The sequence below is a fragment of the Anaerocolumna sp. AGMB13020 genome (assembly GCF_033100115.1).
In the GTDB taxonomy this organism is placed as follows: domain Bacteria; phylum Bacillota; class Clostridia; order Lachnospirales; family Lachnospiraceae; genus Anaerocolumna.
In genome coordinates this window covers 5,754,749-5,777,616 of the sequence record NZ_CP136910.1, presented here as the reverse complement: position 1 = coordinate 5,777,616, position 22,868 = coordinate 5,754,749, and the positions used below count along the sequence as shown (strand labels likewise).

At 40.3% G+C, this 22,868-nt stretch carries 17 protein-coding genes; 2 read left to right on the top strand and 15 right to left on the bottom strand.

Annotated features, from left to right (window positions below; translation table 11 throughout):
- The first annotated feature begins 180 nt into the window (after positions 1 to 180).
- Both R2R35_RS24340 and R2R35_RS24335 read left to right on the top strand, forming a co-directional pair.
- The gene (locus R2R35_RS24340) at positions 181 to 1,719 is read left to right on the top strand and encodes an alkaline phosphatase (protein ID WP_317732432.1); all 1,539 of its coding nucleotides are present in this window, start codon (positions 181 to 183) and stop codon (positions 1,717 to 1,719) included.
- A 468-nt stretch (positions 1,720 to 2,187) separates the two neighbouring features.
- Entirely contained in the window at positions 2,188 to 3,375 is a 1,188-nt protein-coding gene (locus R2R35_RS24335) for a YibE/F family protein (protein ID WP_317732431.1), read from the top strand.
- Between the two features lie 115 nt (positions 3,376 to 3,490).
- Here the strand turns inward: R2R35_RS24335 and R2R35_RS24330 are convergent, their stop codons facing one another.
- The 15 genes from R2R35_RS24330 to R2R35_RS24260 all read right to left on the bottom strand — a co-directional run bounded on the left by R2R35_RS24330 (position 3,491) and on the right by R2R35_RS24260 (position 22,804).
- Positions 3,491 to 3,679 (bottom strand): ferredoxin, encoded by a 189-nt coding sequence (locus tag R2R35_RS24330; protein WP_317732430.1) that lies wholly within the window; start codon positions 3,677 to 3,679, stop codon positions 3,491 to 3,493.
- A gap of 139 nt (positions 3,680 to 3,818) precedes the next feature.
- On the bottom strand, positions 3,819 to 4,139 hold the full coding sequence (locus R2R35_RS24325; protein ID WP_317732429.1) for a DUF3892 domain-containing protein: 321 nt from the start codon (positions 4,137 to 4,139) through the stop codon (positions 3,819 to 3,821).
- A 169-nt stretch (positions 4,140 to 4,308) separates the two neighbouring features.
- Positions 4,309 to 5,475 (bottom strand): PQQ-dependent sugar dehydrogenase, encoded by a 1,167-nt coding sequence (locus R2R35_RS24320; RefSeq protein ID WP_317732428.1) that lies wholly within the window; start codon positions 5,473 to 5,475, stop codon positions 4,309 to 4,311.
- A gap of 101 nt (positions 5,476 to 5,576) precedes the next feature.
- Positions 5,577 to 6,149 carry a hypothetical protein gene (locus tag R2R35_RS24315; protein ID WP_317732427.1) on the bottom strand — a complete coding sequence of 191 codons (573 nt, stop codon included), beginning with the start codon at positions 6,147 to 6,149 and terminating at the stop codon, positions 5,577 to 5,579.
- A 354-nt stretch (positions 6,150 to 6,503) separates the two neighbouring features.
- Complete coding sequence (locus R2R35_RS24310) at positions 6,504 to 8,255, bottom strand: glycoside hydrolase family 35 protein (protein ID WP_317732426.1); 1,752 nt, start codon at positions 8,253 to 8,255, stop codon at positions 6,504 to 6,506.
- 180 nt (positions 8,256 to 8,435) lie between these two features.
- The gene (locus R2R35_RS24305) at positions 8,436 to 9,467 is read right to left on the bottom strand and encodes a LacI family DNA-binding transcriptional regulator (protein ID WP_317732425.1); all 1,032 of its coding nucleotides are present in this window, start codon (positions 9,465 to 9,467) and stop codon (positions 8,436 to 8,438) included.
- Positions 9,468 to 9,490: 23 nt separating this feature from the next.
- The gene (locus tag R2R35_RS24300; protein WP_317732424.1) at positions 9,491 to 11,041 is read right to left on the bottom strand and encodes a glycoside hydrolase family 30 protein; all 1,551 of its coding nucleotides are present in this window, start codon (positions 11,039 to 11,041) and stop codon (positions 9,491 to 9,493) included.
- 62 nt (positions 11,042 to 11,103) lie between these two features.
- Positions 11,104 to 12,105: a carbohydrate ABC transporter permease gene (locus R2R35_RS24295; protein WP_033166443.1), complete on the bottom strand. Its 1,002-nt coding sequence runs from the start codon at positions 12,103 to 12,105 to the stop codon at positions 11,104 to 11,106.
- Positions 12,095 to 13,000 carry a carbohydrate ABC transporter permease gene (locus R2R35_RS24290; protein WP_317732423.1) on the bottom strand — a complete coding sequence of 302 codons (906 nt, stop codon included), beginning with the start codon at positions 12,998 to 13,000 and terminating at the stop codon, positions 12,095 to 12,097. Before R2R35_RS24290 ends, R2R35_RS24295 begins: the two co-directional genes overlap by 11 nt.
- 11 nt (positions 13,001 to 13,011) lie before the next feature.
- Positions 13,012 to 15,660 carry a DUF5696 domain-containing protein gene (locus tag R2R35_RS24285; protein ID WP_317732422.1) on the bottom strand — a complete coding sequence of 883 codons (2,649 nt, stop codon included), beginning with the start codon at positions 15,658 to 15,660 and terminating at the stop codon, positions 13,012 to 13,014.
- 232 nt (positions 15,661 to 15,892) lie between these two features.
- Positions 15,893 to 16,528, bottom strand: a complete 636-nt coding sequence (locus R2R35_RS24280; protein ID WP_317732421.1) for a Yip1 family protein — start codon at positions 16,526 to 16,528, stop codon at positions 15,893 to 15,895.
- Positions 16,525 to 17,994, bottom strand: a complete 1,470-nt coding sequence (locus tag R2R35_RS24275; protein ID WP_317732420.1) for a hypothetical protein — start codon at positions 17,992 to 17,994, stop codon at positions 16,525 to 16,527. Before R2R35_RS24275 ends, R2R35_RS24280 begins: the two co-directional genes overlap by 4 nt.
- A 14-nt stretch (positions 17,995 to 18,008) precedes the next feature.
- Positions 18,009 to 18,899, bottom strand: a complete 891-nt coding sequence (locus R2R35_RS24270; protein WP_317732419.1) for a carbohydrate ABC transporter permease — start codon at positions 18,897 to 18,899, stop codon at positions 18,009 to 18,011.
- Positions 18,900 to 18,935: 36 nt separating this feature from the next.
- Positions 18,936 to 19,838 (bottom strand): carbohydrate ABC transporter permease, encoded by a 903-nt coding sequence (locus R2R35_RS24265; protein ID WP_317732418.1) that lies wholly within the window; start codon positions 19,836 to 19,838, stop codon positions 18,936 to 18,938.
- Between the two features lie 56 nt (positions 19,839 to 19,894).
- On the bottom strand, positions 19,895 to 22,804 hold the full coding sequence (locus R2R35_RS24260; protein ID WP_317732417.1) for an extracellular solute-binding protein: 2,910 nt from the start codon (positions 22,802 to 22,804) through the stop codon (positions 19,895 to 19,897).
- Between the last annotated feature and the right edge of the window lie 64 nt (positions 22,805 to 22,868).

Sequence of the window (22,868 nt, the reverse complement as noted above, 5' to 3'; positions counted from 1 at the left end):
CATAATGTTAAATATTACCATAGTCTATTGTCTTTTTCATCTGCTTATGTTATTTATGAATTAACAGTTCTTCTTAAATTGGCTCCGGAAATGCATGCAGGCTAATGTTAGGACAGGATTTGTTCTGCTACTTTAATAATAGGAAATGGGTCTTATCAATCCCAGAAGGAGAAAGAAAGTATGATGAATAAAACCTTTAAGAGAATATCTGCCTGTACTCTGGCAGGTGTCCTTCTCTTATCCCTTGCATTCACCAATGATTTTAACAGTGCAAAAAGTGCTGCTGCCGGAAGCAAGAAAGAAACACAAGCAACCAATTTGAAAGCTCCCAAATATGTATTTATGTTTATCGGTGATGGTATGAGCTATCCACAGATCCAGGCAGCCAGTGATTACCTCGGTGCTATTAATCAGCAAAAGGATACCAAAGTCCTTACCGGTAACAAATATCTGAATTTCATGAAATTTCCTGTAGCAGGTTCAGCTGTTACTTATGATTCCACTTCTTTTTGTCCCGACTCCGCTTCTACTGCCACCTCACTTTCAACAGGTCATAAGACATACAGCGGAACCATTAATATGGACGAGAACAAAAAAATATCTTATGAAACGATCTCCGAAAAAGTGAAAGAACAGTTAGACTATAAGGTTGGTATCATCTCCTCTGTTAACCTTAATCATGCAACCCCTGCTGCTTACTATGCACATCAGCCTTCCAGAAACAACTATTATTCCATCGGTCTTGAAATGGTTAACAGTGGTTTTGAATATTTTGCAGGCGGTGCTTTAATCAATCCTGACGGAGACAATAAGAATACGCCTCAGACGAACCTATACCAGGTTGCTAAAGAGAAAGGTTACAAGGTAATAACAACTCAAAAGGATGCAGTAAATGTAAAAGCCTCCGACGGAAAGACTATCATTATCGGTGAGACACTGGCAGACAGCAATTCACTTTCCTATGCAAACGATGCCAAATCCAGCGAATGGAAACTAAAGGATTACGTAAAAAAAGGCATAGATGTGCTTTACAATGAAAAAGGATTTTTTATGATGGTGGAAGGTGGTAAGATTGACTGGGCCTGTCATGCAAATGATGCCGGTTCTACTATCGCAGATACGGTTGCACTTGATGATGCCGTATCAGAAGCAATCGCTTTCTATAAAAAATACCCTGATGATACCTTAATCCTAGTAACCGGAGATCATGAGACCGGAGGACTGACAATTGGTTATGCAGGAACAGATTATAATACATTCCTTGACAACCTGTCCAATCAGAAGCTCTCCTATGCCAAATTTGATTCCGATTACGTGAAGAAATACAGAGAAAACGGAACTGCTTTTGATACAGTTCTTCAAGATATCAAAAAGAATTTTGGTCTTATAGCAGACAATGATTCCAGTGCCAAAACCAATCCTGACCTGGTGCTCACCTCTTATGAATATGAGAAGCTAAAAGATGCTTACATAAAAACCATAAGTGGTAAACGTGCAGAAAACAGCGAGGAGTATCTCCTTTATGGTTCCTATGAACCCTTGACGGTAACAATTACTCATATACTCAACAACAAATCCGGTATTAATTTTTCCTCCTATGCCCATACAGGACTTCCGGTAGGTGTATTTGCACAAGGACAGGGTGCTGATCTTTTCTCTGGGTATTATGATAACACACAGATTTATTATAATCTTGAAAGTCTCCTGAAAGTAAAATAATACCTACTTTATACGATTTCTTCTGCCTTATAATCCAAGAAATGGATTACTGCTGATTACTGTTTTACTTATGTTAAGCATCTATATGCAATCAGCGGAATTATATATGCAGCAGTACTCCATTTCTTTTTCAAAGGATATTTCGGATATTCCTCTAAAATCAATTGTGGCAAAGAAAAAAAGTTAATCCCAACACTATCCCATAAGTTGATTTCACCATATCTTCCTATAATTTATTTTTCGGAATGTGGCACTTTTAAGCTTACACTTTTGTCGGCCAGCGGGATAATATGTAGATATCTTATCCAGATATCAAATTCAGTTATCATATTTAGATATCAGTTTCAATATCAGTTTCAATATCAGTTACAGATATCCTAACAGATATCAGGTTCCATGAAAGATTAGACGACCACATTTTAATTCCAAGCAAATAAAAACTAAATTAGAATTGAGAAAGGAATTCGTATGAAGCCTTTTCATAATAAACTTAAATTATACATAAGCAGCTTCCGCAGCAACTTATCTTACCATCTGCCAGTCCTCCTATCTATTATTGTTTTATTATTCCTGCTTCTCCTGCCTACCGGTTACGAAGGCGCAATTATCTACCAGGGCACTGACCGCTGCTCTGCCAGAGTAATATCAGTTGATAATAAAAATATCATCGATACCGGACTTATCCGTTCCGGTGAACAGACCTGTGTGGTAGAATTATTAGGCGGAAAATTTAAAGGGCAGCAGGTTGCAGGCTTTAATCTCTTGAATGGCTCCCTGGAAACAGATAAGATTTTCACTCCCGGAGATAAAGCTCTGGTGGTAATAAATTATAATACTTCTGAAATTCTTTCCGTAAATCTTATCGATCACTACCGAATCAACAAAGAAGTCCTCCTCGCAGCAATATTTGCAATTTTACTAATTGTTGTAGCGGGAGGAACAGGTTTTAGAGCCTTGATTTCCTTTGCAACAAGTATCCTGATGATCTGGAAGGTCTTAGTGCCGTTTTATTTAAACGGTCATAACCCCATTTACTTTGGACTACTTATCACTGTCTTTCTTACAATTCTGATTCTTTCACTGGTATTCGGATTCAACCGTAAGGCCCTTGCTGCCATCTCTGGTGCCTCTCTTGGAATCCTTGTAACCTGTATCCTTGGAATGCTGTTTACCACCAGTTATAAGATACATGGCGCTATTATGCCAAATTCAGAAAGTCTGCTTTACAGTGGATATGAAGGTCTGAACCTTACCAAAATATTTATGGCAAGTATCTTTATCGGCTCTTCCGGTGCTGTTATGGATCTCGCGGTGGATATTACTTCGGCTATTACTGAAGTAATTTCCAAGAAACCCGAAATGAAATGGAAGGATGCTTTTCTCTCCGGTATGAATGTGGGACGTGCTGCCATGGGAACGATGACCACCACTCTCCTTCTTGCATATTCCGGAGGTTATATTGCACTGTTGATGGTATTTATGGCTCAGGGAACACCAATATATAATATATTGAATTACAAATATGTATCTGCAGAAATTCTTGATACCTTTATCGGAAGCATTGGTCTGGTACTGGTAGCACCCTTTACTGCATTTACCAGCAGTGTTCTCTTAACCGGACAAAAAGCCTCTCTAAAAACTTCTATAGGAAATTGAAACTGATGATGGGGCAATGGAATCCGTAGTACAGGAATAAGGCTTTTTACTGACAGAAAAATAAGCAGCTGACAGTTATGGTTTTTGAACCGAACAGCTGCTTTTATTTCCTTTATTAATCAATATCAATTGCACTGGTAGGACAGCTGTCTCTGGCGTCTTCCGCTTCGGATTCTTTATCTGCCGGAATTGCATCGTCTATTCCATGAGCAAAACCGTCATCACCCATACTAAAAACGTCGGGACATAGGTTTGTGCATAATTCACAGCTTATGCAAAGATCTGGATTAACACTAGCTTTCATTTTAAATTACCTTATTACCATTACAAAAGCAATGGTTCCTTTCATTCAATAATAATACTCTGACATATTTATTATTGTTAGATTAAGGATTTTTATACATATTTTGTTAAGAATCCTAATCTTTTTGTGATTACCGCTTTTAGGATAGTTTTTCATCTGTGATTGAAGGAAGATTTGACAGATTATTTTCCTCTCTGCCGTCGGGTAAAGATTTCAAATATTCATTCCCTTTTCGGGTGGCAATTCCTACTCCTTTGATGTCACCCTGTCTGGCCGCTTCCACTCCTTCTTCTTTGTTCAGTACTTTACCATCAGAAAGCTGATATCCGGTAACTTTCCCGCTGTCCTTTACCAAGGCGACAATTTCCTTTGCATCCGGTTTACTCTCAGGGATGTCGCTTAATGCCATCATAGGCAGTACAGAAGATAAATCTGATTGATTTGTATTCATATTCTCCATATGTGGAACCTCACATTCTAAATTTCTTTTTACAGTTGCATTTCGTAACCACATTAATATTCTTTGTAATTATCTCATTTTTACTCATTTTTAGAATTAACACAAAAAGGCCTTTTTCAATTGAATGCAAAACGGCAAGAAACCTTCTGGCTTTCCTGCCGCAACATTGCTATTCTTCACTTATGGGTACCAACCGTATAATCTTGTCATCCCCTTCTCGAGGCTGCCCTCTGCCATCTAAGTTACTGGTAGTTATATACACCGAGCCGTCAGCTGCACTATAGGCTTCTCTCAATCTTCCATATTGGTCCTGAAGCCGTGGTATTACCTGTACTACCTGTCTACCATCAGCCGACAGCATCATTTCTAATACTTCCATTCCTCTTAATGCTGCAACCAGCAATCTGCCTTTTAAAGGTCCTTCTTCAATAAAGGTGATTCCTGATGGTGCCCAGGTCTCTGTTTCACTGCTGATGACAGAAGCCTGAAAGCCCTGTTCTGCCAGATCTTCCTCCGCTTCCGCCAAAGGCCACCCGTAATTTCCCCCGGGTATAATTATGTTTATTTTATCTCTTCCATAGTTTCCATGTACGGAAGCATATAAGTCACCCTCCTTACTCCAGGCAAGCCCTTGGGGATTACGAAGACCCAGAGCATATACAGGTGAACCTGAGAAAGGATTATCAGAGGGTATGCTGCCATCCAGATTGATACGAAGAATTTTTCCAGACAGAAGCTCAAGATTCTGTGATGATTCCGGTACATCACCATCTCCAGTTGTTATATAAAGTAAATTATCGGGTCCAATCTTTATTCTGCCGCCGTTATGCCCTCTTCCACCTGGTATATTATCCAGTAATATCCTGTCTTCTCTTGTATTTCCGTCCTCATAATGCATACGCACTACCCGGTTATAGAATTTATCTTCTGCCTGAAAGGTATACATAACATAAAAGTATCCATTTTTATCAAATTCAGGGTCCAATACCAGCCCAAGTAAACCACCCTCACCCTGAGCGGTAAACGGCGCTGTAAAGGTATATATCGTTTCGGCTCCCCTGTTATCCTTATGTATCAGACGGATGTTACCGATTCGCTCTGTTACAAAGATTCTTCCGTCCTTTGTAATATCCATTGCCCAGGGTACAGTCAACCCTTCACTAATTATCTCAGCTGTATAAGGGAAATCATTTTGGTATGCCACCTCTGTTTTCAAGAGTTTCGGACACACCGCCTGTAAATTATCAAAGCTTTGAGAAATAAAGGAGTACATTCCTTTTTTCTTTTTAAACCAGTCTGCCATGCCCTTGATCTTATAAGAATTATTATATTCCATCTTCACCTCTCCCTTCAGTTAACCGTGCTGACCGAAGTTTATCCATACAAACCTATATTTACTATTGTATGGAATGAAAAGAGAAAAATGTCTTGAAAGGCTTATAGTTTTACATCAAAATCAGCTGCATCCTCTTTTCTCAATGCACCTCTATTGTTATATTCCTCTGAGGTAAGACTGCCATATCCTTCGCCTCTCTTCTCTTCGCTTTCCTGTGGCAGGCTCTTATACTTATCCGTCTTCTTAAATTCTTTCACTACATCATTGACAGCATTTATCATTGCTTCCCGGTCAGGGTCCATATCATTGATCATGCCTAACTGAAGACCCGCTGCTTCTTCAACTTCTTGTTTTGATTTACAATTCTTAAGACTGCTTTCTACCATCTCACGTTTCATTTGAATACGCAAAGCTTTCATATACAGCTCAGGATTGGTTCTCCTGAGAAAATCCATCTCACTGGTCGAGAGTTTTTTACCGGCATTAAGCTTTTGACCGATCTTTTCTGCCTTTCTTTTCTCGGACTCTTCATCATCAGCCCGCGATACCCGCAGAGCTTCTCTGTGCTGATCTAAGACAGCTTTCAGACTGCCTCCGGCCGTTTTACCTTTTGTACTTTTTGTACTTGTATGTGTATTTATAAATCCATGATTGCTTTTTAAGTTAATATTCATATCTTCCCTCACTCCCTTACAAGCCTTCCAAATTAATCGAGCTACAATGCTACTTCTTATGTATGAACATGATAAAAAATAAAATTACAAGGATGCTTACAGGAATATTATCGGCAAAATAATCCAACCACATTAAACTATTCTCCTTCTTTCATGGAAACTTTCAGTATTTTCTCCATCGGTTGAAAATTGACTGTTAATTCACAGAGGATAGCAGACTTCTTAATCGTCTTGTTTTCCGCCAACCAGTTTGTCTTCAAAGGAACTGAGAATACTTCCAAGGAAAACAAAATAAAAGCAGGCACTTCCAAAAATATCATACCGATTTTTAAGGAAGTGCTTGCTTTTATTTAATTAACCGAGATCCGGTTTATCACAAAGGACTAGTTCCTCCGATGCTTTTCCTTCTGTCTCGAATACGATAATTTCGTTGATTCCGTCTCGCAGCAATGGTGCAGGCAGGTATAATCTTTTCTGCGGTCCAATCTCCCAGAAACGTCCCAGATTAAAGCCGTTTACAAAGACGCAGCCTTTTCCCCAGCCTTCCATATCTATGAAGGTGTCTCCTTTTTCTTCTACCTGGAACTCAAAGCGGTAAAAGGTAGGTTTCTGCTCTTGAAAGCCTTTGGTAAAATCCAATTTATGAAGATTATCCAAGGGCAGGGTATAGTGTTCCCAGTTCATATGCTGATGACCGTTGATTACAACACTTCCATCTATTCCTTTACGCTGTTTATCCAGGTAAGGTCCGAAATTCACTCTTCCCATATTCTCCATAAGAATATCTATGGAACTTCCTTTTTCAAAGTCATAGGCTATATCGTGTTCGATAAGCAGCTCTCTATCATAAAGTGTTGCAACAGGTTTCTGTGAGATATATATTTTTGCCCTGTCGTTCGCATTGTATAAACGAATTTTTTCCATCTTTTTCTCTTTTACAAGAGAAGAACGGTATAAGGTGTACCCATAGCTTTGTCCGAGTTTTTCCATGGACTTGGGAAATAAATCAGTAACAGGAGCTGACAGATCCTCCAGGCTTTCAAATAAGCCTACCTTTTCCTTACAGCTAAGCTTTCCATAAGCTTTTTTCACAATCTTTGTGGTAAATTCTATCTCCGGAAGTTTTGCATATTTACCGATGATTTCCCTGAACGCTTCGTATTTAGGTGTAATATCACCGCACTCTGACAATACTGCATCATAGTCATAGGAGGTTACATCCGGCGTAAGCTCATCATAATAATTAGAGCCGTTCATAAAGCCAAAGTTTGTTCCGCCGATAAACATGTAGATATTAATATTACCATACTGTAAGGCTTCGTCTAAATCCTTGCAATTCTCTTCCATATTAGAGGTTTTATGTCCTCCGTTACCCCAATGATCGAACCAGCCTACCCAGAATTCCATACACATAAGAGGTCCGCCATTGGTATGCTCTTTTAATACTGCAAACTGCTCCTTCATCTTGGAACCAAAGTTTCCTGTAGGCAATACGCCTTCCAACTTACCGCACTCCAAGGCATCTCCCCATGGACCGTCAGAAGTAACAAAAGGGACACAGGCTCCATTATCAACCATCAGCTGTTTCATCTGTTCCAGGTAACCTGTATCATCTGCATAATAACCATATTCGTTTTCAATTTGAATCAATATGATCGGTCCGCCTAAGGGCAACTGTAAAGGTGCTGTAATCTCAAAGAGTTTCTTATAATAATCAGCCGTATGCTGCATAAAACTTGGATGACTGCTTCGAAAACGCATTCCGTCTTCCGCCAGGAGCCAGGCAGGAAGTCCACCAAATTCCCATTCTGCACAAATGTAGGGGGAGGGTCTGAAGATTACCCATAATTCAAGTTCAGCTGCAATCTCTATGAATTTCCTAATATCCAGAATACCCTCAAAGCAATAAGTTCCTTTTTGGGGTTCATGAAGATTCCAGGGCACATAGGTTTCTACCGTATTGCAGCCCATAGCCTTTAATTTTTCCAGGCGATCCCTCCAGTACTCAGGAACTATTCTGAAATAGTGTATGGCACCTGATATAATCTGCACAGGTTTACCATTTACATAAAACTTATCCTTGATTTCTATTGTGTTAGATACCATTTTTTGTCTCCTTTTTTGTCAAAATACTATGTAACCGATTACATATAGTTTATAAAAAAATAGCCCTGTTCTTGTAAGCTGACTATCGTTACCTAACCTCACTTTTGCACTGTTTGTAATCAAATGCAAAGGCATTCATAAGGGGTAACATTGTCTCAAATTGTAAACAGGGCTAATCTCTTATCGCGTACTGCCTCTGATAATAATTTCAGGTTTTATTAAGGAAGTCTTACCTGTTGTTAAGGCCTTGGCTTGCATCAGCTTGTGAAGGCTGTTGAATACCTTCTTACCAAAGTACTCATACCTCGGACTGATGGATGTTATATGCACTGGTGTCATGGTTGTTATACTGACATCATCAAACCCGGTGACTGCTAAATCCTCCGGTATTTTCAGTCCTCTCTCCAGAGCGCAGTTAACAGCTCCAAGTGCAACATAATCGTTAATACCGCAGATAACTTCCGGTAAAGGCCCGCCTTCCTCTATCAGTATCTTCAGACTGTCATAACCAGCACTAAAGCTGAACACGTCATTTCCTGTAAGCCATCTTACTGAAACATCAAGTCCCAGCTTCTCTCCAACCGCGTAAGCAGTCTTCTTTTTGATATAGGAAGGATAGTACTGATCTCCTCCGCCGATAAAACAAATCCTTTTATAACCTCTGGATTTTAAGAACAGAAGTAGTTCCTCCACACCTTTGACATCATCGGTATAAATACCATTACAGCCAAAGCGTTCTGCTTCCGGACCACAGGAAACAACCGGGACGATATTTCTCATCTCCTGTATTTCCCTGACATGACTCTCCGGAAGATTCCTCTCATCCATTCGCCCTCCCATCATGACGATACCGTCTACATGTTTTTCCTTCAGAGAGTTTAAGAATTTAGACTCCAGATTGTAATCACCTTTGGCATTTAGCAAAATGGTCATATACCCATGGCTGGAAGCCCATTTTTCAAACTCATAATATACATTTGCAAAATACATATTACCGATGTGAGGGACTATATATCCGATGGTTTTCGTAAACCCTGCCTGCAGATTCTGGGCAAAGGTATTTGGTCTGAAATTATATTTCTGAACCAGTTCCATAATTTTTACTTTATTTGCTTCTGATACGTAACCTCTTCCTGATATTGCTCTCGAAACTGTTGCTGCGGAGACCCCAACTTCCTTTGCAATATCATAAATGGTTAATTGCTTCGGCATGTCGTTGCCATCTAAAATAGAAATCACCAGCCCTCTGACAAAATAATTGTAGTTATAGATTGCTTTCCGACCTCAACTGCATCTCCCACGCCGTATTTTTCATTGGTTATTCTGTCTAAATTACTGCTTTCTGAGGTTTCGTATACACTTATATCAGTATATTCTACTGCCCCTTGAATATCAAGCAAAAGTTTTTTATTTGCATCGGACTCATTAATGACTACCAGCACCAATTCCTTTTTTCCCTTATCATTCGTACCGGTAAAGGCGACGGGGTTTAATTCTTTCAGCGTACTGTCAGATACCTCAACCCTCTGATAACCGGGCCGTATAAATTTGGAGTAATTACCATAGCCCCATAACCGTTTTAACGGGTTCAGCGTCTTCTTTCCTTCATTAACATAGATAAGCCCATCGCGATAACCACCGGGGGCTACACCCACCCAGTTCTGCCAGGATACCACATCGAGTACCGTTAGATCCTCCTGCAGTACCCTTGCAAGTTCAAATGCAGAATCCATTGTAACATCCGAGCCGTTTACCATTTCACACCACTCACTCATACGCAGCTTAACCTCAGGATAGTTGGCATCCATCCATCTCTTAAAGGCTACTTTGGAAGCAGTATCAGACCAGTAGGAATGATTATCGATGGCATCGAAATAACTGCCAAGAACAGAGTCATTTAAGAGCGCACTGGTATATAGAGTAGCAGCTCCCTTCCATTCACCGCTTTCCGGACCGGAAAGTGCAACATCTTTTAACGCTGGCCTGCTATTTAATTCTGTTAGAAATGTACGATACAGCTTTGGTATTTTAGCGGGTTCGTAATGGCACCCCTCCTGTCCTTCCGTCCACTCCCATTGTGGTTCATTGACAGGTGAAATGTATTTTACGGGTATCCCTTCTTCTACAAAATGCTCTGCCACATCCATTACATATCGGGCAAAATCCTCATAATTTTCAGGGAGAATGTTCTCGTTACTGCCCTTTGTCACCTGGGCAGTTCCGTTAATGGTCAAACGTTCCAATGGACTGTTGCTGAACATGATAATTTCCTCTACTCCCAGTTCCACAGCCTTTCTCATAAACCAGACAGCATTAGCATCCTTGTTCCAGTTGTAGGTAAAAGGTGCCGTTTCAAAACTCTGTGCTCTTCTATGAGGATCATTGTATTTACCCTTACCGCTGTCAGCAGATCCTGCTCCGAGATTGTAACGATAACTGCTAAGTCCAATACCATACTCTCTGTCAAATAAAAGCATGGCAATCTCATCTCTTACGGAGCGCCCGGTATCCTTATACTCATTATCCCAGCCTCCGACATATTGCGACCACCAACAACCGCTGGTTCCGAAGCTTTCGATTATCTGATGTTTCTCTGATAAGTTAATTTTCACTTCTATTGCTCCCCCTGTTACATCATTGTTTTCTTTGCTTTCTGATTCTGCTGTACCCTCTTGTGATACCTTATCATCAGCAGGAGCTTCGGTTTTCCTGGAACTTCCTCCTCCCCCGCAGCCAGTTAACAGAACAAGCAGGCAGACTACTGCCACACCCCATCTTTTTCTCATAAATAACCCCTTTCGTAAATATGTAATCTGCGATTAGATATTCCTGAATCCATGAGAAACCTTTATCCTACAAGTCCGGAATTCTCGAGATTTTCCACCAGCCACTTCTGAGCGCCGAAGTACACCAGCAGCAAAGGTATAAGGAAGATAAGAACGGCTGCCTGCTTAATAGCATCAAAAGCAAAGTCTGTTGCCAGCGGTACATCGAACCATACTTTTACTGCTCCCAATACAAACTGTTTGTTTGCCGGTGAAAATACCCTTGCAAGGCTTGAACTCAGGTAAGGGCCGTCCTTATTAAAGTAGCTGGTAAAATAGGTATCACCATAATTCCAAACAAAAGATAATACCGCTACCGTTGATATGGCAGGCAATGCATTCGGAATCATAATCTTAAAATATGTCTTATGAAAGCCGCAGCCGTCAATAAGAGAAGCTTCTTCCAGTTCTTTTGGTATATTCTTAAAAAACTGACTGAAAATGAAAACAAATAAGCTCTGCTGAACACCAAAACCCAATATTGCAATCATAAACAACGTTGCAGGTTGGTTGATCAAGTTAATTTCCCCTGACTCTGTAAAGAACTTCAGCAAACCAAAGGCATTAAAATGTGAATAGTAGATATACTGTGCCAGCAACAGTGACTGTCTGGGAACCAAAAATACAAGTATTACCAGAAAGAATACGAATTTGTGTCCGAAGAACTTCACTCTGGCCAGGGAATAACCTGCCATTGCTGAAACAAACACCTGTATACCCATTATTAAACCTGCGTATAAAACAGATTTTACAATTGTCATAAAGCCTTCCGGCATACTAAAACGAATGGCAGCCTTAAAGCTGGTCATGGAGAACTCCATAGGCAGCCAGATTACATTCGGATTACCCAAATCTTCGATGTTAGAAAATATGGATGGAATCAACTGTATAATAGGATAGAGAATCGTAAAGCATAAACCTACAATAATACAGAAAAGGAAGGCGGACTGCAGTATATTCTTTGATTTCTTGCGAAACAGATATACCTTAAGCCCAAAGGAGGCATTCTCAGTCTTATTTTTCATATTTCTTTACCACCTTTCTTAACACCAACAATACAATTCCAAGAACCAGGAGCACATTTAATATGTAAATTACAGATAACGCGGAACCGGTTCCAATCTTACTCTGTTCAAAAGCAAAGCTGTAGGCTTCTTCTGAAATAGGGGATTTTAAGAACATATCCACAACCGTATACACGGTAACAAATAACGTTATATGCATAATTGAGGGTATGGTAACCTTCCAGAAGGTCTCATAACCGGTAGCACCTTCAATTTTAGCAACCTCATACAGGCTGGGACTGATGGATTGCAGTCCTGCCAGATAAATCAAGGTCTGTACACCGGATTGGGAAAGTACGTCAAAGATTTTGTCAACGTATGATATTACCGGCAGTAAAATGCTGTTAGGTATATTCGTGTAATGCATCAACAAGGAACTGATATAACTTTCACTGAATAATCCGGAGCTTTCTTTGACCCATTCACCGCCGGTGGTTATTGCAAGCATATCTGTTACAACCTCAAGACCAAAGATAATGGGCAGAAAGTAAATAACCCTTACAATCCCTCTTCCCTTAAATTTCAGATTTGCCAAAAGTGCCATAAATAAACTGAAGATTACAATCAGGGGCACATTGGTAAGTATGGAAAGATTCTGATCCGCAAAAAGCCTTATCATTGGCTGCGCGGTAGTAGTTACTTCATTCTGAAATAAATCGATATAATTTTTGAAACCGCTGTAGGCAAATTTCATACCACCGGTATCATTTACACTTACAGTATTAAAGGAATACCTTACGGTATTAAATAACGGTATGGCAAAACATAATAAAAAACCGATGAGAAAGGGCAGGACATAGAGGAAGCCGTTGAGCTTTCTTTTGGTTTTGTATTTTAACGGAAAAATATTTCGCATCCTCTTTCCTCCTAATTTCCTGAAATAATATATCCAAGGGCTGGTATCTCACTGCCGTTTACGTTCACAGTATGTAGGTTATAGTTGGTTATAACCGTTACACCGGAAGCATATTCCGTAAGAAATACGTTTTCTCCAAGGATTTTATGACCTGTAATCTCCATATTTCCAATTTCCTCCCAGGCTGCCTTGCATGCTTCATATACCTGATTAATCGTATCCTTCTGCTTCTCATACTCTGTTGCATAGTAATAGGAATAAGCGCTTTCCTGCAGGATATCATCACTCTTAGCCGTTAAGGTAAACTTTGGATATACTCCTAGTTCCACTGCCTGCAATACATAATAAGCCGGATTATTGGTGGACATATTTACATTTTCTGTGGTTACCTGTATCAGGCCGTTCATCACCAGCTGCCTGAAAGGTATGGTCATATAGAAAGTTGCGTAGTCACTGCTCTCTCTTGAAATATCCTCGGCATAAGAACCATATACCAGATTCTTCATCATGGGGTTTTCCAAAGACAGCTCATGGCTTTCAGAAATTTTCTCCAAATTTCTGTCAACGATTCGACCGGCTTCATAAACGGATACATTCTTCTTGAAGCGATAGTCTGCAAGATTATAATGTGCGAGGTCAGAGATAGAGAGTTTATCGTATTCCGATGCACTTTTCAAGAATTTATCCACAACACTGTTTAAATATCTGGGTGAAAGCAGATAAAAATAATTCACATCAAAACCGGTATAACCGTCTAGTATTCCCAAGGACAGCAGATATCGATACATGGTAGCAGGTGTGTTTGAGTAATCATATACCGCATGCTTCTTTGCTCTGAAACCGTTCCCTTTGTCATATACCTTTGCCAGATTAACCTCTAGGAATAAATCAGCCTTACGTTCCTGGGTCAGGGCCTTCAGTTTATCAAATTCTTTTTCAGAACCGTTTGCAGCTACCTGCTCTGCTTTATTGTTTAACTTATTCTCAAAACCTCCGTTAAAGAAACCGGTGTACTTAAGGGCCAGATCAACCCCCGGCAGATCATTCAGTATGTCTGTCATTTCCTCGTAAGTAGTCATGGAATAACTGGACTGATAAGGTATGCCGAGAAAACGTTCTGTTAAGGAAATCCCTCCAAGGAAGTCCAAATATAATTTTGCTTTTTCAGGATAAGCTGTCTCCTTCACATCCCATTGCTGCATCAGATATTCCTGATAGGCTTTTGCCATGTCATAATAGGTGACTTTACCAGGAAATAACTTGTAACGAATGGTGTAATCCACGTCCAGAACACCAGTATCCACCAGGTAGGAGGCTTTGTTATCACTATAGGGCCCATATACCTTAACGCTGCTGTACTGTGCGGCATCAAAAGATGCAAAGGCTTTATTATAGGAGGAGGCGCTGTCTTTTGAAGTGGATGCAAGCTTAACATTTATGTAAGAGCTTTCTGCACCTTTTTCGATAATTCCAAGTAAACCATGGGACGCATTGTCCATAGGACCATAGGTCATTCCAAATACCGGCATCATAAGCTCTTCACCAAATTCAGGTGCAAAGTAATAGTCCGTTAAATAATCATTGTCATACACCGGTCTGATATAATCCGGTACTGCTGCATTGAAGGTATTAAACTGAAACAATGCCCCCGCTCCATCCGGTACCAGAATATATCCTTCTTCATAATCCTTGGATGCTGCCGCCCCGAAATTGGGAAGCACTTTTAAGTTCTGGATGGTATAGAAGGAATTTCCGCTGACCATTTCCTGCGTAGGAACTCTGAATACAAAATCATCGCCCTCAAGAACCGCTTCCGCAACTACTTTAAACTGTGCGGGTTCTGCAAAGGTTACACTAAGACCCATCTCCGTACTGTCTTCAATGAGCATATCTCTGGTATAACCCAATAATTCGGCCAGCTTAATCAGCTGTTTTACCGCACTCCTTGGAGGTGTTCCATTATAGGAGACAGCATAAGCTTCTTCTGTAATACTCTTTTTGTATAACAGTTCCAAAGTCATTTTATACTTATCAGCAGTAGCCTGGTCTGTCTTACCAGAATCAACAAGTGTTTTTATTCCGCCCAAAAAGAAATTCTCGAATCTGTCAATGGACATTTTCTGGGGATAATATTCTGTAAAACGTTCTGACTCACCTTCATTAATGTCCATGGTAATCTGAACACCATTTTCAATTTTATTCATTACATAACTTCCCAGCTGCGTACAGTAGGTATAAGAATCCCATTCATAAAGATTATTATCCTCACCCAGATAGGAAATGGTCAAGAGGGCAAGTTCTGCTGCCTGGCTGCTGCCGTTGACAGCTGAATACCAGGACTTTCCAGTATTCTTATCTTTTACCTTCAGATTCATTGTTTCAGCATTGATATAGAGCTGTTTAGAATCGCTCTCCGCTACCAGAACCTCTCCAGCCGTATGAGGTATCTCCTCTCCTGCCACGGCTAGTTCTGCATTATCTGCCGGAGGCAGAATATTAGCCTTGACGCCAAGTACTGGTATATAGCGCAATAACCCGATGATAATACACAGTATAAGAACCGTTGCAATCATCTTGCGGGCAAAATGTCTGGCATATATCTTACGGACCTTATCTGTTACAGGCTTTAAAAAGTTCGCAATATCACTTAATCCTTTCATGTTTTACACCCATTGCATATCGCAGACTGACCTGCGATACTGCCACAACTATGAAAGAGTGAAAGAAGCTCATTGTGGCAGCCTTTCCTTAAAATTTTCTTTCACTCTTTGGTCGTGTTCGAAAACCACGCCAATCCTTTTTTACAAAGCGAACCCCGGCATGGCACAAACGGTTTCAGAACACACCCCAGCGACATGATGCCTTATATAAGGCATCGCAGACTATGCACTGTCAATTAATTCTTCTTACCATCTCCTGCGCAACTGACATTACAAAGTAATACATACGCTCCATCAATGAGAAGAACAGTATACCTAGAAATACGATAATAAAGGCAGCTACGGCTGTTGCCAGCAGTGTCTTGATATTAACAGCAAAGGAATATTCATGAATAATGCACAAGCCTGCCAACAGGATAAAAACAAACCATACCACTCCGATTCCCTGCAGGGACCTTAAAATAATAATTTCTTCTGTTATTACAAAATTACTGATAAAAACGGTCAAACCGTTAAGCAGCAGCATGGGAACAACAGAATAGCCTAAGACAATATAGATATCTCTCATATTGCCTTTCCCGTTAAACAATGTTGTAATCGTCCAGTTACTTACTGTAAAGAGCAGGAAGACAGACAGAGCAGAAATAAAAATTGATACGCTGTTCATTTGAAATATGGCATTCATATTCATAACGAAACCGGTATACTGATAGGAAACACATTGCATGATTCCATAAAGTATCAGAATGACAGAGGCTATAAGGGCACTGCCTTTTCCCCTGTATTTTATCTCATAGAAGCCGTCAAAAGGGTGGAACATGGCATATTTTAAATAATGCAGTTGTTCTTTTAAGATCTTATTTTTCATTTATGTCCACTCTCCTTCTTATGATATCTTACTTCCGTATATAGAATAAGGGATATGAAAGCTAAGAAGATAACAGCGATGATTCCAAAGTTATCCTGTAACACTTCACCTCTGTGCCCATTATAGGCCTTGGAATAAAATTCACGGTTGTTACCAAGTTTGAAATAATACATGGCTTTTTTGTAATCATCCTTCATCAGATAGTTTTTACCGATTCCCACATATGCCACCTCATAATTGGCATTTAACTTTAGGATATTGTCAAACTGAACCAACGCTTCATCCCAATCACCATAATAGTAGCTCTTACTTGCCTGTAAAGCCGCTTTGCCAAAATCCGTAGGTTTCAGTATGTAAGCACATTTTAGTGCACTGTCTGTAACCACCAGATTATCTCCTGACCAGGTAATACCAGTTGGCATAGAAAAGGAGCCTTTTGTTTTTCCGAGAGAGCCAAAGGCATTCAGAAGCTGTCCGTCAAAATCATAGAGAAAGATTCTTCCCTTGTATTTATCCAAAACCGCATAAGTACCGTAATCTTTTACTGCTACATCAACAAACTGACTCTGCTCATTCCTATTCATTTTGTGAATATCACCTATCACAAAGGTATTTCCTTCTTCTCTTAAGACATTCTTGCCACCGGAATTTAAACGAAATACCATATGTTCTGCAGCTGCATCAAAGGTTACCGCATAAACAAAACCGTCTGAATCCAGAGCCACATTATTAAAGGCAGGTGCAAAGGTTTTCTTCATCTGCTCCTTCTGTCTGTCAGAGGAGATAGATTTCCAGAAATAATCCAGAAAATTTACAGAAGGAGAGTTCACACCAAAATATCTGGAAAAAGTACCATCCGGGTTTAATTCAATGATTCCCTCATAGCTCGACTGTACAACCACGTAGATTCTGTCCGCACTGTCTACTACTATTTTTGAAGGTCTGAATTCTGAAACGCCTGCCATATTTTCCGGCTTCTTAATTACCCTCTTCAAGGTATAATCAGAACCATCCAGGACTACAATTCTCTCCGCTCCTGTATCCGCTATATAAAGCTCTTTGTTTTTCTCCTGATAAAATACACCTTCCGGTGCATTGAATACCAGCTGTGCTCCACTCTCATCAATAACAATTTTATTATCCGCATCCCGGATGACCTTTAAGGACTTGATAAAACTGCCATTCTGATCGGTTATATTCACTCTGCTCTCAAGGGTATCCACAAGGAATATGTGACCATCTTCGCTGGTAGCCACATCATTAAATCCCTGTACTTTGATTCCACCCATATCAGCTTCATCAATTACAGTATCAAGCTGGAAGGCCGCCGGACTTTCTACGGCATTCCACCAGTAATTATAGGTATACCCATCATAATCATAACTTTTACCATCGGCAGCATAAACTCTGGTTGGAAGAAACACCAGCAGGAATACCAGCAGGATTAGTAAACTTTTTTTCTTCATCGTAACATTTCCTCCTAACCCTTCACACCGGAAGTTGCCATAGTTTCAATTACATTGCTTTGGGACAGCACGAATACCGAAACAGGAACCAACAGCATGATAAAGGATATGGCTGAGGATACGCCTGTTCGGGATATACCGCCGCTTACCAGCTGCTGTAGCACGTATGTTACCGGCTTTAATTCTTCCGTATAGATAAATACGCCACCCGTAGTACCCCACATTTGCTGGAAGGATAGGATAACCAGTGTAATCCAGGCAGGTTTACACAAAGGCATAACAACACTCCAGTAGGTCTTAAATTCTCCCGCACCGTCAATTTTCGCAGCTTCCAGCATTTCATCAGGTATCTGCACCATAAAGTTCTTCATCAGGTAAAGTCCTAAAGTAGAACCGACCGCCGGAAGGATAACTGCCCAGTAGGTATCAATCATACCAAGCCTGCTCATAATCAGGTAATTGGGAATTGCCGTTACGGAAGCATTGAACATAAGTGCATAAACGATGATGTTACTCATTGCCTTGGAACCGGGAAAATTATATTTTGCCAGCGGGAAAGCGGCCATAGAACCTAGCAGCACAGTTCCAAAGGTACCCAGAAAGGTTATCATTCCGGTATTAAAAATATATCTGGATAAAGGCACATTAAAACTTTCAACGATCGTTGCCAGATCAAAGAAGTTATTCAGGGTAGGATTCTCTACCGTCATCTTAGGAGGTATAATGAAGATTTCGCTTAATGGTTTAAAGGCATTTACCACAGTGAATATAAGCGGGAAAAGGCTGAATAAACCAAAGAAAGCAAGCACCAGCGTAAGACCCATATCTCCCATAAGGCTTCGGTTTCTTCTTCTTAATTTTCTTGCACGCAGTTTTGATACAAGAAATTTATATAATTTTTTCATTCTATTAACTCCCATCTGCGCGCCACAGCGCACGTATTAGCCTAATTTACGAAGCAGTTTCTGGACAATAATATTGCACAGAAGCATGATAAAAAACAGAACGACTGCAATCGTACATGCATAACCAAGCTCATATCTGACATTACCGTAGTCATGTAAATGCGTCAGTATGGTATGGCCTGCATAGCTGACAGAAGGGAAGCCTGCCAGATCGATGGATATCTGGGAAACCGATAGGGATCCTGTAATCTGCATAACGGCACCGAACATCAGCTGAGGTTTCATGGACGGAAGGGTGATATACCACAGCTCCTGCCAGCGGTTTTTGACACCCTCTACAGCAGCGGCTTCATACCAGGATTTATCCACATTCTGAAGACCTGCGATAAAGGCCAGGAAGCTGACACCAAGGCTTAACCAAAGCTGTACTACGATCAGAATCGGCATGACATATTTAGCTGTTTCAAACCACATAACACGGCTTTGTATAAATCCCAGTTTTAACAGCCAGGCATTTGCCCATCCATAGGTATCAGAGGAAAATATCAGTTTCCAGATCATATAGGCATTACCGGAGATAGAAGGTGCGTAAAATACCAGTGTTATAATAGATCTTGGTACCGGAGGCAGCTCATTGATCATCCAGGCAAAGAGAAAGCACATGATATAGCTGATTGGTCCGGTTATCAATGCAAACAACAAAGTATTCTTTATGGCTATAAGGAATACATCGTCCCTGACCAGCAGATTTATGTAATTGGACAGACCGTTAAAACTAGGCGCTTCTACCATATTAAAGGATGTAAAACTCAATACGATAGACACGACAACAGGAATCAAAGTAAATACCAAGAAAACAATAGCAAAAGGTGCGATCAGTAAATACTTGTATTTATGATGCTTCCATACCAATGAAAACGGCTCTTTATTCTTTTTCAAGGAAATTCCTCCTTCATAATTTTTATAGCTGAAAAACCTTAATGATAAGTTGTCTGTTACTCTTCAACAGACAGATGGAATTCCCGCCTTTTATTGGTAATCTCCTTATCAATGGTCTTAAGGTTAAGATACAGGGTCTCTCTGGGGTTAGCACCTTCTGCTACAACATTATTGAAGGAATACAGTACCATTCTGGTAAGCATATAGTTACCGGGAACTGCGGGTATTCCTTCTGTAGCTTCAAACTGTGCCAGTATCTGCGTAAGTTCTGCGTTACTCCAGGGTAATCTCTTAATAACCTCCGGGTCCGCAGCCGGATAACGGGCAGAGGTTCCCATAACAGATTCTACCGTATTGGCATACTGAAGCTGTGTTTCTGTATCTGTCCACCATTTAATAAATTTCCAGGTATCCTCTTTTCTATCAGAAGTATTGAGAATCGCACTGTTAATGGTCTCTAACACATAAGAATTATTTATCTGGCCGTTTTCATCCGTTATACCCGGTAACGTCGTAAAAGACCAAAGACCTTTGATTTCCGGTGCAAATACCTCCAGCTGGCAATAAGTAGTATATTTAACCACACCAATGGGCATTTCTCCCGTACGGAATCTGGTAGGGAAGTCCACATTAGGGTTAAAACCATAATTGGTAAAGAAATCCGTATAGGTCTTAAAAGCTTCCATGGCAGCATCTGTTCCAAGATCACTTGCGATACCATAATCATTGCCAGTACCCTTAAATAAATCTCCACCAAACTGATATACCAAAGAAGGATAGAAATTTGGTGCTCCCGAAGCATTGGGCAGGAAAAACTCATAATTATTTTTCTTTAAAGCCGGAAGGATATCTTTCACCTCCTGCCAGGTCTTTGGTACCTTGGCGCCAACGGCTTTTAAGATATCATCCCTGGTAAAGAGCATCATAAAATCTGCCTGCTCAGGAATACCATAGATTCCATCCAGATACCTGGCAGCATCCAATTCACTCTGATAATACTTATCCGTAGCTTCCTGAAAGCCCTCTAGCTTTGACAGATCCACTACTGCTCCACGCATTGCGAAATCCTGTAATGTTGCCTGGTTAAGACCAATTACCGCGTCAGGGCTATTACCTGCAAGTGCAGCTCTTAATACAACGTCAACAGGAATTAACTGAAGGTCGATATTAATATTGGTTTCCGGTGTAAATTTCTCATCGATCAGATTTTGAATAATCTGTGCCTGTTCACGGCCAATAGATTGTACGTTGGTTGCTGATCCTCCATTTACCATCCATACCTTAATGGTATTGGAATCGGAACTGCTCTCCGACTGGCTTATCTGACTGCTCTTTGCAAAAAAGGTGGAGAAAAAACGGATTGTACCGTAATAAGCTCCTTCTATAAAGTTGCTCTTTGCTTTTGGCAACTTAGCTTCCGGTGCTGACAGGATTAAGCTGTCAAGCTCAAGAGGCATTTCCGATATATTAACCAGCCAGGTTGCCAAAGCAGAGATATTTTCCTTAAGCTGTGCAACTTCCACGATTACACTTTCCGGATTTTTAGCAAGACCTTTGGCTTCAACTGCCATCTTTTCAAGGAGACTGGTATTTTCACCTTTCTCGCCGGTGATAGCAACCAGCTTTTCAATTATCTGATTCAGTCTTACTTCTTCGGTGCTCATAATTTCCTGAAACTCAGGTATTTTCTTCGCAATCTGATAATCTATGAATTTGTCCGGAGTCTGTCCGGTAATCTGTGTAACTTTAAGGTATAACTGGTTTAAAGCATACATACTCTCTTCCACATCATTGATAACACTTCCGAAATCACCCATAACACATTCCAGGGTAAGGGTATTTGTTCCTTCTTTCAGATAGAAGAGGTAAGGTGTCCCATCGGTCTGTGATACTGTATAATTATCCATATCACTGCTGTAGTCAAAGTTAACGGCATTCATTTCCGCATAAGGAACAGTTCCATTTATGTACAATCTTCTAACGGAGGTTACTCCTCGTTTCAGACTCTGTCTTCCTTTAAAGGTTATTTCATATAAACCTTCTTTGGGAGCAACAACATCCCAGGAAATAGAATCACCGGGCTGTTTCCAGTTATTGGCTCCTATGGTATTATATTTAATCTTATAAGGATGATATGGATACAATAAAGGATCCGAGTAATTTTTCTGAATATTAATAGAAGACGAATTTTTTTCAATATAAGAAGTACCACCTTCAGAGCGTTCCGCCTGACCTACGATATTCTCTCCTGCATACACCTGATACTGGTTCTTTAAGGAATCAATCACCGTTGCATAATCCGGTGCTTTCTCCGCTTTTTTAAATTCTATGGAGGTATATTCTACAGGCTCCTTGATGGCTTCTAAGGTTAAAGTGTTGATACCTTTCTTCAAATAGAATACATAGGGTTCGCCTATTCTTCTTTTGGCATCCTCCACGAAAATTTTACTTTCTTTATATACTTCATTGGTATTTGGTCTTATTTCATTACCATTTTTGCTCTTGATAGCTTCATCAGCCCAAAAACGCTTAAAAACCACCTGTTCCAGTCCGTCATAGCAGACCTCCCCATTGAGCAGCAGCCTTCTCTGAATATCTGAAGTAGTACCTTGCTGTGGGATATATCCGATTTCAAGATTATAAAAACCCTCTTCCTGGGCTGTAAAAGTCCAGGTAATTGAACCGCTGTCGCCTGTTACAAGGCCGCTGTCCTGAATTTCTGCCGTCATTCCATCAGTTGTCTGATAATCTTTAAGATCTATTTGCAGACTGGCTTCCAGGGTAGTTCCGCCATAGCCATTCTGGTCAAGATAATTCTTATAAGAGGTGTCATAAACAACGGTATTTGAAGCTGGAACTGCATTCATTCCCTTAGAATGATCCTTATTCAATATCACGGCAATAACCGCTGCAGCTACTACAAGAACGGCTACTATGAGAACTATCAAGGACTTCTTCGATTTCATACTGATACCTGTGCCTTTCCAGATAAATTTAGCAAATAAATATAAATCACTCTCTTCCACTATA

Bases quoted from the DNA above. Each gene is read 5' to 3' on its own strand.
- R2R35_RS24340 (WP_317732432.1), top strand. From the start codon at position 181: ATGATGAATAAAACCTTTAAGAGAATATCTGCCTGTACTCTGGCAGGT.
- R2R35_RS24335 (WP_317732431.1), top strand. From the start codon at position 2,188: ATGAAGCCTTTTCATAATAAACTTAAATTATACATAAGCAGCTTCCGC.
- R2R35_RS24330 (WP_317732430.1), bottom strand. From the start codon at position 3,679: ATGAAAGCTAGTGTTAATCCAGATCTTTGCATAAGCTGTGAATTATGC.
- R2R35_RS24325 (WP_317732429.1), bottom strand. From the start codon at position 4,139: ATGGAGAATATGAATACAAATCAATCAGATTTATCTTCTGTACTGCCT.
- R2R35_RS24320 (WP_317732428.1), bottom strand. From the start codon at position 5,475: ATGGAATATAATAATTCTTATAAGATCAAGGGCATGGCAGACTGGTTT.
- R2R35_RS24315 (WP_317732427.1), bottom strand. From the start codon at position 6,149: ATGAATATTAACTTAAAAAGCAATCATGGATTTATAAATACACATACA.
- R2R35_RS24310 (WP_317732426.1), bottom strand. From the start codon at position 8,255: ATGGTATCTAACACAATAGAAATCAAGGATAAGTTTTATGTAAATGGT.
- R2R35_RS24305 (WP_317732425.1), bottom strand. From the start codon at position 9,467: ATGCCGAAGCAATTAACCATTTATGATATTGCAAAGGAAGTTGGGGTC.
- R2R35_RS24300 (WP_317732424.1), bottom strand. From the start codon at position 11,041: ATGAGAAAAAGATGGGGTGTGGCAGTAGTCTGCCTGCTTGTTCTGTTA.
- R2R35_RS24295 (WP_033166443.1), bottom strand. From the start codon at position 12,105: ATGAAAAATAAGACTGAGAATGCCTCCTTTGGGCTTAAGGTATATCTG.
- R2R35_RS24290 (WP_317732423.1), bottom strand. From the start codon at position 13,000: ATGCGAAATATTTTTCCGTTAAAATACAAAACCAAAAGAAAGCTCAAC.
- R2R35_RS24285 (WP_317732422.1), bottom strand. From the start codon at position 15,660: ATGAAAGGATTAAGTGATATTGCGAACTTTTTAAAGCCTGTAACAGAT.
- R2R35_RS24280 (WP_317732421.1), bottom strand. From the start codon at position 16,528: ATGAAAAATAAGATCTTAAAAGAACAACTGCATTATTTAAAATATGCC.
- R2R35_RS24275 (WP_317732420.1), bottom strand. From the start codon at position 17,994: ATGAAGAAAAAAAGTTTACTAATCCTGCTGGTATTCCTGCTGGTGTTT.
- R2R35_RS24270 (WP_317732419.1), bottom strand. From the start codon at position 18,899: ATGAAAAAATTATATAAATTTCTTGTATCAAAACTGCGTGCAAGAAAA.
- R2R35_RS24260 (WP_317732417.1), bottom strand. From the start codon at position 22,804: ATGAAATCGAAGAAGTCCTTGATAGTTCTCATAGTAGCCGTTCTTGTA.